Origin of the sequence: Pseudomonas hefeiensis, assembly GCF_030687835.1 — a bacterium.
In the GTDB taxonomy this organism is placed as follows: domain Bacteria; phylum Pseudomonadota; class Gammaproteobacteria; order Pseudomonadales; family Pseudomonadaceae; genus Aquipseudomonas; species Aquipseudomonas hefeiensis.
The window spans coordinates 3709398-3722106 of record NZ_CP117449.1; the positions used below are offsets into that span (position 1 = coordinate 3709398).

Sequence of the window (12709 nt, forward strand, 5' to 3'; positions counted from 1 at the left end):
CTTCAAGTCAGTTCCATTTCCTTGGGTTTTGCCATGGGTGTCACCTCAAACCGGTCCGCCAGAAACGGCGTGATGTCCACCGGCAACGGCTCGTTGTTCACCAGTTTGTCCAGCAATACTCCGGTAATGGCCGAGGTCAGGATGCCAGTGCGGAAGTGCCCGCAGGCGTTGAGGTACCCTTCCACGCCGCGCATCGGCCCCAGGATGGGCAGTTCATCAGGTGAGCCGGGGCGCAAACCGGCCCAGGTGCGTTTCAGGTTGATGTCGGCCAACTGCGGTATGCACCGCACCGCGCCCTGCACCAGCCCCTCGATTTCCGGGTAGGTGGTGGTCACGTCGAACCCCTTGTCCTCGGTGGTACTGCCGATGAGGATTTCGCCATTGTCCTTTTGCGCTACATAGCAGTCGCTGGTAGTCAGACACCCGTTGAGGATCTTCGGCATGCGCTCGGTCAGCAGGATTTGCCCCTTGACCGGCTTGACCGGGATTCGCACGCCCGTGGCCTGTTCGCTCAGGTCCGCTGCCCAGGCACCGGCGGCATTGATCAGCGTCCGGCAGTTGAACGTCCCGGCTTCGGCGGTTCTCACCCCCGTCACCCGCGCCCCGTCACGCAGCACTTCAGTCACGTTGGTGTTGAAGAACATATCGACGCCGTTCTGTCGGGCACCCTCAGTGTAGGCATCGGCCAGGCGGAACGGGCTCACCTGATGGTCGCACAGGAACTCCAGCGCGCCCCGCGCCTCATGGCTGACATTCGGCTCGGCCTCGCGCAAGGCGGCCTGATCGAGCCAGCGCACCTGATCGGCCAGATGGGGAATGCAGGCGACGATGTGCTCGGCGTACAAACGGTCTTCATCGTCGTAGATCACGAACTTGAGCCCGGTCTCCTCGAACTTGAAGTCCATGCCGTGGTTGTCCATCAGCTCGCGGTGCAGTTGGGGATACATCGCGTTGGACTGCAGGGCGAAATCGAAGAACGACTGGGGCAGGATGTGCGGGGTGCTGGCGTCCACCGCCACGGCGGCGCCCTGGGCCTGGCGCTTGCGGTTGGCCGACATCATCCGAAAGAAGATCACCCCGCAGCCCAGGCCCACGGATTCACCGATAGCCCACAGGCCGCCGGCCGAAGCGCGGGTGGCGTTGCCGGGGCGCTTGGCGTCGATCAAGGCGACTTTCAGATGTTTGCGTTTGGACAGTTGATAGGCACAGGACGCACCGATCACGCCCCCGCCGGCGATGACGACGTCATAGTGCTTGAGGTCTGGATGCTCAGTCATGCGGGACGGCCTCCGTGCCGAGGTTCTGAAAAGCTGAAAAGGGAATCGGGTCGATGGGGAAACGCGGCCGCAGCCAGCCAACGTCGGCGCGCCCGGTGGCCTGGCGCAGGCGATCACTGCAATAGCCGACGCACATCCGCCCCTGGCAATCGCCCATGCTCACGCGGGTGCGCATTTTCAGGCTGGCCATGTCTTGCACGCCCTGCTCCAAGGCGCAGTCGATGTCGGCGCGGGTCGCGTGTTCGCAGCGACAAATGACCGTATCGGCGGTCGGCAAAGCGGTTTGCCCGGCGCCGCGCTGGGTGTAGCGGTCCACCGCGGCGCGAAAGCGCACGATCCGGTCAAGCTGCGCCTGATATCGCTCTCTGCGCGCAAGGGCCGTGGATGAGTCCAGCACACCGCATCGCATCAGGATCGACAGCGCGGCCATGCGCCCGCTTAGCACGGCAGCCTCACCGCCGCGAATCCCGCCCACGTCGCCGGCCAGGTGAATGTGCGCCTCGCTGCTTTGTTGCCAGGCATCGGACACCGCCCGCAAATAACCGTCATCGCTAAAGCCATGTTCCAGGCCCATCTGCTGGCTCAACTGAGTGCGCGGGATGAAACCGTAGCCGACCGCCAGCGTCTGGGCCGGGACGTGCTCGACTCGTTTGAGGTCGGGCTCCCAGGTACTGGAATACGGCGCGACGCTGACCATGTTCAACTCACCTTCGCCGTGGGCTTGCACCACCCCCCAACCATACCGCATGGGGATGCGATGCAGTTTGAGATAAGCCAGCATGCTCAGGCCGTCGAGCAACAGTTGCGGCTTGTTCAACAACGCCAGGCTTTCTTTGGCGATCCTGCCGAATGCACAGGCCTCGTAGACACCCGCCACGGCCACGCCCGAAGCGTGCAGTTGACAGGCCACCAGCGGCAACAACGGACCGGTGCCGGTGATCACCACCGGGCTCGGCGGCTTGACCACCCCGCTCTTGATCTGCAACTGCAGCCCCCCGAGCATCATCACACCCGGCAGCGTCCAGCCAGGAAACGGCACGCTGCGCTCATGACAACCGGCCGCCAGCACCAGGTGCGAATAGGTGACCTCGCACAGCTGTTCATCGGCGTTCAGCAGCATCAGCGCCTTGAACCCTTCGGCGCCGATGACGCGGTGGTTGAGTCGCACATCGATCAGCTCGGCGTAGCGCTGGAACTCACCGTGGAGTTTCTCCAGGGCTTCGCTGTAGCGCGGCCCCAGGTAATCCAGGCTCACCCCGTCGCGCAGCGGCCCGCGGTAAACCACGCCCCCCAGGCGCGGCGCTTCTTCGAGCAGGGTGCAGCGCACCCCGTGGGAGGCCAGTTCGATGGCCGCTGCCATACCCGCCGGCCCGCCGCCGACAATCACCGGATCAAGGTTCATGGCGCCTCCGTTTCGGCGATGCGATTGGCCCGGGTTTCGATCTGCATGCCGGGACGCACCTGGGTCTGACAGGCGCGGCGCTTGTGACGGCCGTCGATCTTGACCAGGCAACACTGACACACGCCCATGCCGCAGTAGGCACCGCTGAGCTGGTCGTGATCGTTGCGGGCCACTTGACGCTGACCCAGGGACTGGATGACGCTGAGGACGGTTTCACCTTGCGCCGCGCTGACGAATTGCCCATCAAGGCGAACCGTCATGTCGGCCTGCTTCAGCGGCTGGATATCAAATTTTCGGCGTAGAAGGTCTTGAGGTTGCATCATGCTGCTCTTCCTTGAAGGTTCAGTGAGGTCTCGGCTCCTTGCGGCACACCATCACCGGTTCGTGTCAGTGCCCGTCAGCGACAGCGCGCCAAAGCAGGGCAACGGACGCAGCATGATAGTGCGCACCAAATTTATGTTAGGGATTATTTGTGACCAAGTGTTGATCCAGGCCAGTGAATTCAACTGTCGGCGTCCATGAACTTTTTTTCAGAAAGCCGACCGCTAATTTTTGGCAGAATGCAGCGCAATGGCTTCAATTTCTCACCCGGTACCGCCCATGAACCGCATTTTGACCATCGAAGACGACGCCGTGACCGCCCGTGAAATCGTCGCCGAACTGACCCGCAACGGCCTGGATGTCGACTGGGTCGACAACGGCCGCGAAGGCCTGGAGCGAGCGGTGAGCGGCGATTACGACCTGATCACCCTGGACCGCATGCTGCCCGAACTCGATGGGCTGGTGATCGTGACGACATTGCGCACCATGGGCGTGGCCACGCCGATCCTGATGATCAGCGCCCTCTCCGATGTGGACGAGCGGGTCCGTGGCCTGCGGGCCGGCGGCGACGATTATCTGACCAAGCCGTTCGCCACCGACGAAATGGCTGCCCGGGTCGAAGTGCTGCTGCGGCGCAACAACGGTGCCCGCGAGCCGGAAACCGCGCTGCGGGTGGCCGACCTGGAACTCAACCTGATCAGCCGCGAAGCCAGCCGCAACGGGCAACTGCTCAGCCTGCTGCCCACCGAATACAAGCTGCTGGAGTTCCTGATGCGCAACAGCGGCCAGATCCTCTCGCGCATGATGATTTTCGAAGAGGTTTGGGGCTATCACTTCGACCCCGGCACCAACCTGATCGACGTCCATATCGGCCGCCTGCGCAAAAAAATCGACCCGCCGGGCCTGGAACCGCTGATTCGTACGGTACGAGGTTCCGGCTATGTCATTGCTGAACCCCGCTAAGGGCTGGCGCTCCTCCAGCAGCCGCCTGCTGGCGCTGTACAGTTCGCTGTTCGTGCTCTGGAGCGCAGTCCTGATGGGGGTGATGTATTACGAAGTGTTCGGCTACCTCGACAGCCTTGCCAAACACTCCCTGATGCAGCGCCAGCACCTGTTCGCGCGGATTCATGGCGATCAGTTGGAAGATGCTCTCATGGCCAGCCTGACCCTGGATGAACGCGGCGTCGACGCCTACGGCCTGTTCGATCCGCAACTGCGCCACTTGAGCGGACCGATCCGGCGCGTCCCCGCCGACCTGCCGCTGGACGGCAAGATTCATATGCTCGGTGGCTGCGTCGATTCCAGAGATCCAGGTACTCCTTCCGACAGTTGCGACGCGGTGGCGACCCGGACCCAGGACGGCCGCTGGCTAATCCTGGCGCGGGACAACGGCTCGCTGTTCGCCGTGACACGCATCATTCTGCACGCGCTGTTCTGGGGCGTGTCCCTGACCATCCTGCCGGGCATTGCCGGCTGGCATCTGTTGCGCCGGCGACCGTTGCAACGCATCCGCAAACTGCAGGCCAGTGCCGAGGCCATCGTGGCCGGCGACCTGACCCATCGTTTGCCGCTATCGAGCCGTCGCGATGAGCTGGACATGCTGGCGGCGATCGTCAACGCCATGCTCGATCGTATCGAACGTTTGATGAACGAGGTCAAGGGCGTGTGCGACAACATCGCCCACGACCTGCGCACACCACTGACTCGCCTGCGCGCCCAGCTTTATCGCATCCAGCAGCAAGCTCCGGACGGCTCGCCCGAGGCGTTGCAGATGGATCAGGTGATTGCCGAGACTGATACCCTGATGGCCAGGTTTCGGGGGTTGTTGCGGATTTCCGAGCTGGAAGACCAGCAACGACGCTCAGGGTTTGTGCGCCTCGATCCGTTGCAGTTGTTGCAGGAACTGCACGATTTTTATCTGCCGCTGGCCGAGGAGCGGGAACTGACCTTCACCCTCGAAGTGCCCGATGCCCTGCCCTTGCTCAACGGCGACCGGGCATTGCTGTTCGAGGCGGTGTCCAACCTGCTGAGCAACTCGATCAAATTCACCCCGTCGGGTGGTGAGGTGATCCTGCGTGGCGTTGATCAGGGCGACAGCAGCCGCATCGAAGTGCTCGACTCCGGGCCTGGAATCCCCGAGGCGGAGCGCAAGGCCGTGTTTCGCCGCTTCTACCGCGCCGAGGGCAGCAGCCAGCAAAGCGGCTTTGGCCTGGGGCTGTCGATCGTCGCGGCGATCGTCAATTTGCACGGGTTCACGCTGGAAGTGGGCAACAGCGAACAAGGCGGCGCTCGGCTGGCGCTCGATTGCCGGGCGACGCTGTTGTAGTCACTGAAGGGAATGAGCTGCAAACACATACCTGTGGCGAGGGGACTTGTGGCGAGGGGATTTATCCCCGCTGGACTGCGAAGCAGGCCCATTCAGTTATGACTACTGGCGTCTGCTTCGCAGCCGAACGGGGATAAATCCCCTCACCACAATGGATTCTGCACACCAGGTCAATCAGGACTCACGTCGATGCAGCGGGGAGTTTTCAAGCTCATAGCGCAACTCGTCAATCAGCTTTGCCAGGCTTTCTTCCGATCGGACGCTGTCCAGGCTCATGCCACTAACCACCAGATCCACTTCCCCGCTTTCGCGGTGATAGAGGCGTACGGTAAGGGTTCCGTCGCCGTTGAGGCTGCAGTCGCAAGCCAGCGGCGTAAAGCTTTCTTCGAGGCGAGCGCGCAGGGGGGCCAGTTGGGTCATTCCTTACACCTCAGCGCTGAGGTCGCAGATGACCGGCGCACTGCTCCCGGCTCATGGACTCTGCAAACATCCTGTCGATTGCACGATTGATTCGTTCACTGCGCATTGTGGCCTGTTCCTTGACTGTTTCGTGGGGGACGCGGCGTTATGAAGAACATGCCGCACCCTCACAGAGTAAGGAGCCAACGACAGGTGCAAAACCCAAATTTGCACCAGCACGCCCAGTGCATTTGCACTGGCTATCACGGTGCCTTCATTCGCCACTCCTTGGCGAACAGGCCGCGCTCGCGAGCCCAGACGATCGCCTCGCTACGGCTGTGAACATCAAGCTTGGAGTACAGCGTCGCCACATGATTGCGCACGGTATTGGGGGCCAGCTTCAAGCGCGCGGCGATTTCCTTGTCGGCCAGGCCTTGGCAGATCAGCCCCAGCACATCACGCTCCCGGGCTGTGAGTTCTGTAAATGAAGTGGTGGGCAACTGGGCGTTGATGCTCTTCACATTGGCCAGTTTTTCAATGAGGGTCCGACTGAACCAGGAGGCATCTTTCATCACCTCCTCGATAGCCGCCACCAGCTCCAGCTCTGAGCGTTTGCGTTCGGTGATGTTCATCAACACCAGCAAATAACACGCTTTGTCCTGGATCACGACAGTATCGGCCGCCATCTCGCAGTCGATCTGTTCCCCGCCCTTTTTGTGAACCTTGACGTCGACATTGGACACGGTTGCGGTTTTTTCCAGCGTGGCAAACAGCGCGGCGCGGGCATCCGGGTCGAGAAAGCCGATTTCCTCCACGGTTTTGCCCAGTAGCTCTTCACTGGCGTAACCGCTGGTCTGGAGAAAGGCTTCGTTGATTTCCAGCAATTGCTGTTCGGCACTGCACACCAGGGTCGGCACGGGCGTGAGGCGGAACGACTTGGCAAAGCGCTCCTCACTCTGGCGCAACGCCGTTTCAGCCTTGCGGCGCGGCTCCATGTCCATGAAGGAAAACAGCATGCAGTCTTCGTCATGCAGGTCCAACGGCTGGCCGGCGACGATCACTTGTTTGCTACCGCCACCGGGCAATTTCAGCTCGGCCTGCATCTGCGGAATGGTCGCACCCTGGCCCAGCCGTTCAACGGCCAAATCACGTTTCTCAGCCGCCTCGAGTACATCCAGCTCATACACCGAACGCCCGATCACTTGCTCGCGGCTGTAGCCGGTCATTTCCAGAAAGCCTTGGTTGACCTTGATATAACGCAGGTCGCTGAGACGACAGATCACCGCCGGCGCCGGGTTGGCCGCGAAGGTTTTCTCGAAACGCTGTTCGGCGCTGGCCCATTCGGTGGCATCGCTGAGAATCAGCACCAGCAATTCCGCCTCGCCGCTGCGGTCGGTCAGCACCATGCTGCGGATCCGGTGAACCCAGGTGCGGTCGGAATCAGCCTCGGGCGTAACCTCCACCAGAACATCGCTGAACTCATCGCCACGGGCGACCCGGGCGATGGGGTAGTTGTCTTCGGTCAGCGGATGGTTGTTGCGATATCGCAAATTGAACCGCTGGGCGTATTGCTCGGCGTTGGCCCCAAGGTCCTTGAGATCAGCGACCCCGTGCATGGTCAACGCCGCCTCATTGGCCCAGGCGATGGTCTGGTCGACTTCGATCAACATCACCCCATCAGACAGCCCGGCGATGATTTGCAGCAATTGACGACGATTGGTATCGGTAGTCGGGACATCCTGGCTCATCAGGTCTCCATGTGGTCAGAGGAGCGTGGAGATTACGACCATCCGCGGTGATGACACGTTCCCTGGAGCTGCCGAGTGCAACGAGGCTGCGATCTTTTGATCCTCAGCCTTTTCAAGCCGCCATGCGCCCCTCGGCAATCGCCTGTGAGGCGGCGAGCATCGCTCGCAGCAGCACCGCGCAACCGGCGGCGAGGTCATCCGGGGCGGCGTTTTCGATTTCGTTGTGGCTGATACCGCCTTCGCACGGTACGAAGATCATCCCGGCCGGCCCCAGTTCGGCGAGGAAGATCGCGTCGTGGCCGGCGCCGCTGACGATGTCCATATGCGACAGGCCCAGCCCTTGGGCAGCACCGCGTACGGCTTCGACGCAGCCCTTGTCGAAGTACAGCGGCGGGAAGTCGGCCGTAGGGGTCAATTCATACGTCAACCCGTGTTGCTGGCAGGTGTCATCAATGACTTGCCTGACCTCGGCGATCATCGAATCCAGGCGGGCCGGCTCCAGGTGACGAAAATCCAGGGTCATGCGCACTTCGCCCGGGATGACATTGCGCGAACCGGGATAGGCTTGCAGGCAGCCAACCGTGCCGCAGGCATGGGGTTGATGACCGAGGGCCGCGCGGTTGAGCGCACCGACGATGATCGAAGCACCCACCAAAGCGTCCTTGCGCAAGTGCATCGGAGTCGGGCCGGCGTGGGCTTCGACGCCCCGCAAGGTCAGATCGAACCACTTCTGCCCCAATGCGCCCATGACCACACCGATGGTCTTGCGTTCGTCCTCCAGGATCGGCCCCTGCTCGATATGCGCCTCGAAATACGCCCCCACCGAATGCCCGCTGACCGGGCGTGGCCCGGCGTAGCCGATGGCATTGAGCGCCTGGCCGACGCTAATGCCCTCGGCGTCGGTCTTGGCCAGGGTTTCTTCGAGAGTGAACTTCTCGGCGAATACGCCAGAACCCATCATGCATGGGGCGAAGCGCGAGCCTTCTTCGTTGGTCCAGACCACCACCTCCAACGGTGCTTCGGTTTCTATTTTCAGATCATTGAGGGTGCGCAGCACTTCCAGGCCAGACAGCACTCCGAAGCATCCGTCGAACTTGCCGCCGGTAGGCTGGGTGTCGATGTGGCTGCCGGTCATCACCGGCGGCAGGTTCGGATTGCGCCCCGGGCGACGGGCAAAAATATTGCCCACCGCGTCAATGCTGACGGTGCAGCCGGCCGCCTCGGTCCATTGCACAAACAAGTCCCGGGCCTGGCGGTCCAGGTCGGTCAGGGCCAGCCTGCACACCCCGCCCTTGACCGTGGCACCGAGCTGCGCCAGGTCCATGAGCGACTGCCACAAGCGGTCGCGGTTGATGTGCTGTTGGGTGGACTGTAGAACGTCGACGGCTGCGTTCATGGGGGATCTCCTTCAACCGATTATTTCAATCTCAACGCGGTCCAGTGTGGGAGCGGGCTTGCTCGCGAATGCGGTGGGTCAGTCGACATCACTGCTGGCTGAACCACAGCATTCGCGAGCAAGCCCGCTCCCACAGGAACCACACTCATCTGTTATTGCAGCGGTGATTTAACGATGGCGGGGTTTGCTCCTTGCAGACTGCACAACCCGTAATAAATCACCCCGCCCAGTGCCGAGCCGGTGAACCAGCCGTAGCTGTAGAACCAGCTGAACGCGTCGCTGCCCAGGGACAACAGCGTCAGCACCACTGGCACGCCAAAGGCAATGAAGCCGTTCCAGTTCCAGGCCGGGTAGACGTCGTCGCGGTACAGCCCGGCCAGGTCCAGTTGCTGTTTCTTGATCAGGAAATAGTCCACCACCATGATCCCGGCAATCGGCCCCAGCAGGCTGGAATAACCCAGCAGCCAGTTGGAATAGACCGACTCAAGGCTGACCTCGGAAACGATCAGACCGAGTTTTTTCAGCAGTTCATGGGCCATCAGCGCCAGCCCCACCAGCCCGGTCAGCATCACCGCCTTGGTACGGCCGATCAGTTTTGGCGCCAGGTTCTGGAAATCGTTGGTGGGCGAAACGATGTTGGCGGCGGTGTTGGTCGAGAGCGTGACGATGATGATCAACACCATGGCCAACGCCACCCACAGCGGGCTCTGAATGTGTCCGATCAGGGTCACCGGGTCGGAGACGGTCACGCCCACCAGTTTTGCCGAGGCCGCCGTCATGACCACGCCGAGGGCGGCGAACAGGAACATGGTCAGCGGCAGGCCGATGATCTGCCCCACGATCTGGTCTTTCTGGCTCTTGGCATAACGACTGAAATCAGGAATGTTCAGCGACAGCGTGGCCCAGAAACCCACCATCGCCGTGAGTCCCGCCAGGAAATAACTGGTCACACCGGCACCTTCGGGCCGTTTGGCCGGCTGCGCCATCAGTTCGGTCAGGGAGACGTTGGGCAATGCCCACATCAACAGGCCGACCCCCACCAGCACCAACAGCGGCGCGGACAGGGTTTCCAGCCATTTGATCGACTCGGCACCGCGCAGCACCACCCACAAGTTCAAGACCCAGAACACCATGAAACCGATCACTTCGCCGGTACCGTCCAGGCTCTTCCAGCCTTCGAACACCGAGCCCAGAAACAGATGAATCGCCAAGCCGCCGAACATCGTCTGGATTCGGAACCAGCCACACGCCACCAGCGCGCGGATCAGGCAGGGAACGTTGGAGCCGATGACGCCGAAGGACGAGCGCAACAGCACCGGGAACGGAATGCCGTATTTGGTCCCGGCAAAGGCGTTGAGGGTCAGGGGAATCAACACGATGATGTTGGCGAACAGGATGGCCAGCAGCGCTTCGCCCACGGAAAGCCCGAAATAGGCCGTGAGCACGCCGCCGAGGGTGTAGGTCGGCACACAGATCGACATGCCGACCCAGAGCGCGGTGATGTGCCATTTATTCCAGGTTCGTTCATGCACCTGAGTGGGTGCGATGTCATGGTTGTAACGGGGGCTGTCGAGAACGTCGCTACCGGCTTCAAGCTCGAACAACCCGTCGCGCTCGGTCACTGTTGATCTGGTCATGTCCGCTCCACTGTTTTCATTATTTTTGCTCATCGACTGGCGATGGCCGGAGTACTTGCATGTAAAGCGCGCGTTCTACCGGCGGCCCTGCCTGGCAGCGACAGCACTCAATAACCGTGCCGATTGCCTCGCCAGGCTGACCGGTTGAACGATATAACGCTGACAACTTTCTGATATTTAAAGCTTTAATCTGATTTCATTGTCCTCTTGCACTGCGCGCCAGTGACCTTGAGGCTAGATGACCTATACGTTCTGTCGAGCCCGAGATTCAAAGTGGTGCACTCCACATTATTGCGAAGCGTCTAAACCGCACTTTAACGCCTTTCAAGCTGCTGATTTACCATGATTAATCTCGCTCAAATAATGATCCTGTCAAGTGCGTCAAAATGGTGAGGCCGCTCACCATTTTGGTGATTCAAACATTTAATTCATTATTTTCAATGAGTTATACATTCAAACAACCTATTAAAAATAATCTTGCTGATTCGGCAAACTCCAGCTAGCTTCTAATCCTGACAACTGTGACAGGATTAGAACGCTGCACGAGTCATCACTTCCCCATGATGATCTATACAACATAAAGAACCGGCATCAGTCGGTCATGCCTGCGAGGAACTCGGAATGTCTTTGTTGATCCGTGGTGCCACCGTAATAACCCATGATGAACGTTATCGCGCCGATGTGTTGTGTGCCGAGGGTGTGATCAAGGCCATTGGTGAAAACCTGGATGCGCCCGCCGATGTCGAAGTACTCGATGGCAGCGGCCAATACCTGATGCCGGGCGGCATCGACCCACATACCCACATGCAGTTGCCGTTCATGGGCACCGTCGCCAGCGAAGACTTTTTCAGTGGCACGGCGGCAGGCTTGGCGGGAGGCACGACGTCGATCATCGACTTCGTCATTCCCAATCCCCAGCAGTCGCTGATGGAAGCGTTTCACCAATGGCGCGGCTGGGCAGAGAAAAGCGCCAGTGACTACGGTTTTCACGTGGCGATCACTTGGTGGAGCGAACAGGTTCGTGAAGAGATGGCCGAACTGGTCAGCCATCACGGAGTGAACAGCTTCAAGCACTTCATGGCCTACAAAAACGCGATCATGGCGGCCGACGACACCTTGGTGGCGAGCTTCGAGCGGTGCCTGGAGCTGGGCGCCGTGCCCACGGTACATGCCGAGAACGGCGAGCTGGTTGATCACCTGCAGCGCAAGTTGCTGGCCCAGGGCATTACCGGTCCCGAAGCCCATCCACTGTCGCGGCCATCGCAAGTGGAAGGTGAAGCCGCGAGCCGGGCCATCCGCATTGCCCAGACCCTGGGCACGCCGCTGTATCTGGTGCACGTGTCGACCAAGGAAGCCCTGGATGAAATCACCTATGCCCGCAGCCAGGGCCAGCCAGTCTACGGTGAAGTATTGGCCGGGCATCTGCTGCTGGACGATAGCGTTTATCGCCATCCCGACTGGCAGACCGCAGCCGGTTATGTGATGAGCCCACCCTTCCGTCCTCGCGGGCATCAGGAGGCGCTCTGGCATGGCTTGCAGTCGGGCAACTTGCACACCACCGCCACCGACCATTGCTGTTTCTGCGCCGAGCAGAAAGCCGCCGGCCGCGAAGACTTCAGCAAGATTCCCAACGGCACCGCCGGTATCGAAGACCGCATGGCGGTGCTCTGGGATGAAGGGGTCAACAGCGGCAAATTGTCGATGCATGATTTCGTCGCCCTCACCTCCACCAACACGGCGAAGATCTTCAACCTTTACCCGCGCAAAGGCGCCATTCGCGTCGGTGCCGACGCCGACCTGGTGCTCTGGGACCCCCAAGGCAGCCGTACGATTTCGGCCAAGACCCACCATCAGCAGGTGGACTTCAACATCTTCGAAGGCAAGACCGTACGCGGCGTTCCCAGCCACACCATCAGCCAGGGCCGACTGGTCTGGGTCGATGGCGACCTGCGGGCCGAACGCGGGGCCGGACGCTACATCGAACGACCGGCTTACCCGGCGGTGTTTGATTTGCTGAGCAAGCGGGCGGAGTTGCACCGGCCAACTGCGGTTAAACGCTGAAATCCAGGCCTTCGGCCTTCGCGAGCAAGCCCGCTCCCACATTGGATCTGGGATAGACGCAGATGTGTGGTGCGCAGCAGATCCCTTGTGGGAGCGGGCTTGCTCGCGAAGGCGTCAGTCCAGGCAACGAAAAAAACACTGC

Annotated in this window: 10 protein-coding genes; 3 read left to right on the forward strand and 7 right to left on the reverse strand. The window is 60.9% G+C overall.

Features of this window, described 5'->3' with window-relative positions; genetic code table 11:
- Positions 1 to 2: 2 nt before the first annotated feature.
- Genes hcnC through hcnA form a run of 3 tightly spaced genes read right to left on the reverse strand, consistent with a single transcriptional unit; the run spans position 3 to position 2999 of the window.
- Entirely contained in the window at positions 3 to 1277 is a 1275-nt protein-coding gene (gene hcnC / locus PSH57_RS16520; protein WP_305384206.1) for a cyanide-forming glycine dehydrogenase subunit HcnC, read from the reverse strand.
- Positions 1270 to 2679, reverse strand: a complete 1410-nt coding sequence (gene hcnB / locus PSH57_RS16525; protein ID WP_305384208.1) for a cyanide-forming glycine dehydrogenase subunit HcnB — start codon at positions 2677 to 2679, stop codon at positions 1270 to 1272. Before hcnB ends, hcnC begins: the two co-directional genes overlap by 8 nt.
- The gene (gene hcnA, locus PSH57_RS16530; RefSeq protein ID WP_305390405.1) at positions 2676 to 2999 is read right to left on the reverse strand and encodes a cyanide-forming glycine dehydrogenase subunit HcnA; all 324 of its coding nucleotides are present in this window, start codon (positions 2997 to 2999) and stop codon (positions 2676 to 2678) included. The genes hcnB and hcnA overlap by 4 nt, the downstream gene beginning before the upstream one ends.
- A gap of 280 nt (positions 3000 to 3279) precedes the next feature.
- On the opposite strand from hcnA, the gene PSH57_RS16535 reads away from it, so the two are divergent.
- Positions 3280 to 3963 carry a response regulator transcription factor gene (locus PSH57_RS16535; RefSeq protein ID WP_047230191.1) on the forward strand — a complete coding sequence of 228 codons (684 nt, stop codon included), beginning with the start codon at positions 3280 to 3282 and terminating at the stop codon, positions 3961 to 3963.
- Positions 3941 to 5326 (forward strand): sensor histidine kinase, encoded by a 1386-nt coding sequence (locus tag PSH57_RS16540; RefSeq protein WP_305384211.1) that lies wholly within the window; start codon positions 3941 to 3943, stop codon positions 5324 to 5326. Before PSH57_RS16535 ends, PSH57_RS16540 begins: the two co-directional genes overlap by 23 nt.
- Positions 5327 to 5500: 174 nt before the next feature.
- Here the strand turns inward: PSH57_RS16540 and PSH57_RS16545 are convergent, their stop codons facing one another.
- The 4 genes from PSH57_RS16545 to PSH57_RS16560 form a co-directional block, all read right to left on the reverse strand.
- A complete protein-coding gene (locus PSH57_RS16545; RefSeq protein ID WP_305384212.1) occupies positions 5501 to 5746 on the reverse strand; it encodes a DUF1652 domain-containing protein in 246 nt (81 codons plus the stop codon).
- A gap of 242 nt (positions 5747 to 5988) precedes the next feature.
- Positions 5989 to 7473, reverse strand: a complete 1485-nt coding sequence (locus PSH57_RS16550) for a helix-turn-helix transcriptional regulator (RefSeq protein ID WP_305384213.1) — start codon at positions 7471 to 7473, stop codon at positions 5989 to 5991.
- A 112-nt stretch (positions 7474 to 7585) separates the two neighbouring features.
- The gene (locus PSH57_RS16555) at positions 7586 to 8869 is read right to left on the reverse strand and encodes a Zn-dependent hydrolase (protein WP_305384215.1); all 1284 of its coding nucleotides are present in this window, start codon (positions 8867 to 8869) and stop codon (positions 7586 to 7588) included.
- 152 nt (positions 8870 to 9021) lie between these two features.
- Positions 9022 to 10506 carry an NCS1 family nucleobase:cation symporter-1 gene (locus tag PSH57_RS16560; RefSeq protein WP_305444687.1) on the reverse strand — a complete coding sequence of 495 codons (1485 nt, stop codon included), beginning with the start codon at positions 10504 to 10506 and terminating at the stop codon, positions 9022 to 9024.
- A 621-nt stretch (positions 10507 to 11127) separates the two neighbouring features.
- On the opposite strand from PSH57_RS16560, the gene hydA reads away from it, so the two are divergent.
- On the forward strand, positions 11128 to 12567 hold the full coding sequence (gene hydA / locus PSH57_RS16565; protein WP_305384218.1) for a dihydropyrimidinase: 1440 nt from the start codon (positions 11128 to 11130) through the stop codon (positions 12565 to 12567).
- Positions 12568 to 12709 lie beyond the last annotated feature (142 nt).

Bases quoted from the DNA above. Each gene is read 5' to 3' on its own strand.
- hcnC (WP_305384206.1), bottom strand. From the start codon at position 1,277: ATGACTGAGCATCCAGACCTCAAGCACTATGACGTCGTCATCGCCGGC.
- hcnB (WP_305384208.1), bottom strand. From the start codon at position 2,679: ATGAACCTTGATCCGGTGATTGTCGGCGGCGGGCCGGCGGGTATGGCA.
- hcnA (WP_305390405.1), bottom strand. From the start codon at position 2,999: ATGCAACCTCAAGACCTTCTACGCCGAAAATTTGATATCCAGCCGCTG.
- PSH57_RS16535 (WP_047230191.1), top strand. From the start codon at position 3,280: ATGAACCGCATTTTGACCATCGAAGACGACGCCGTGACCGCCCGTGAA.
- PSH57_RS16540 (WP_305384211.1), top strand. From the start codon at position 3,941: ATGTCATTGCTGAACCCCGCTAAGGGCTGGCGCTCCTCCAGCAGCCGC.
- PSH57_RS16545 (WP_305384212.1), bottom strand. From the start codon at position 5,746: ATGACCCAACTGGCCCCCCTGCGCGCTCGCCTCGAAGAAAGCTTTACG.
- PSH57_RS16550 (WP_305384213.1), bottom strand. From the start codon at position 7,473: ATGAGCCAGGATGTCCCGACTACCGATACCAATCGTCGTCAATTGCTG.
- PSH57_RS16555 (WP_305384215.1), bottom strand. From the start codon at position 8,869: ATGAACGCAGCCGTCGACGTTCTACAGTCCACCCAACAGCACATCAAC.
- PSH57_RS16560 (WP_305444687.1), bottom strand. From the start codon at position 10,506: ATGACCAGATCAACAGTGACCGAGCGCGACGGGTTGTTCGAGCTTGAA.
- hydA (WP_305384218.1), top strand. From the start codon at position 11,128: ATGTCTTTGTTGATCCGTGGTGCCACCGTAATAACCCATGATGAACGT.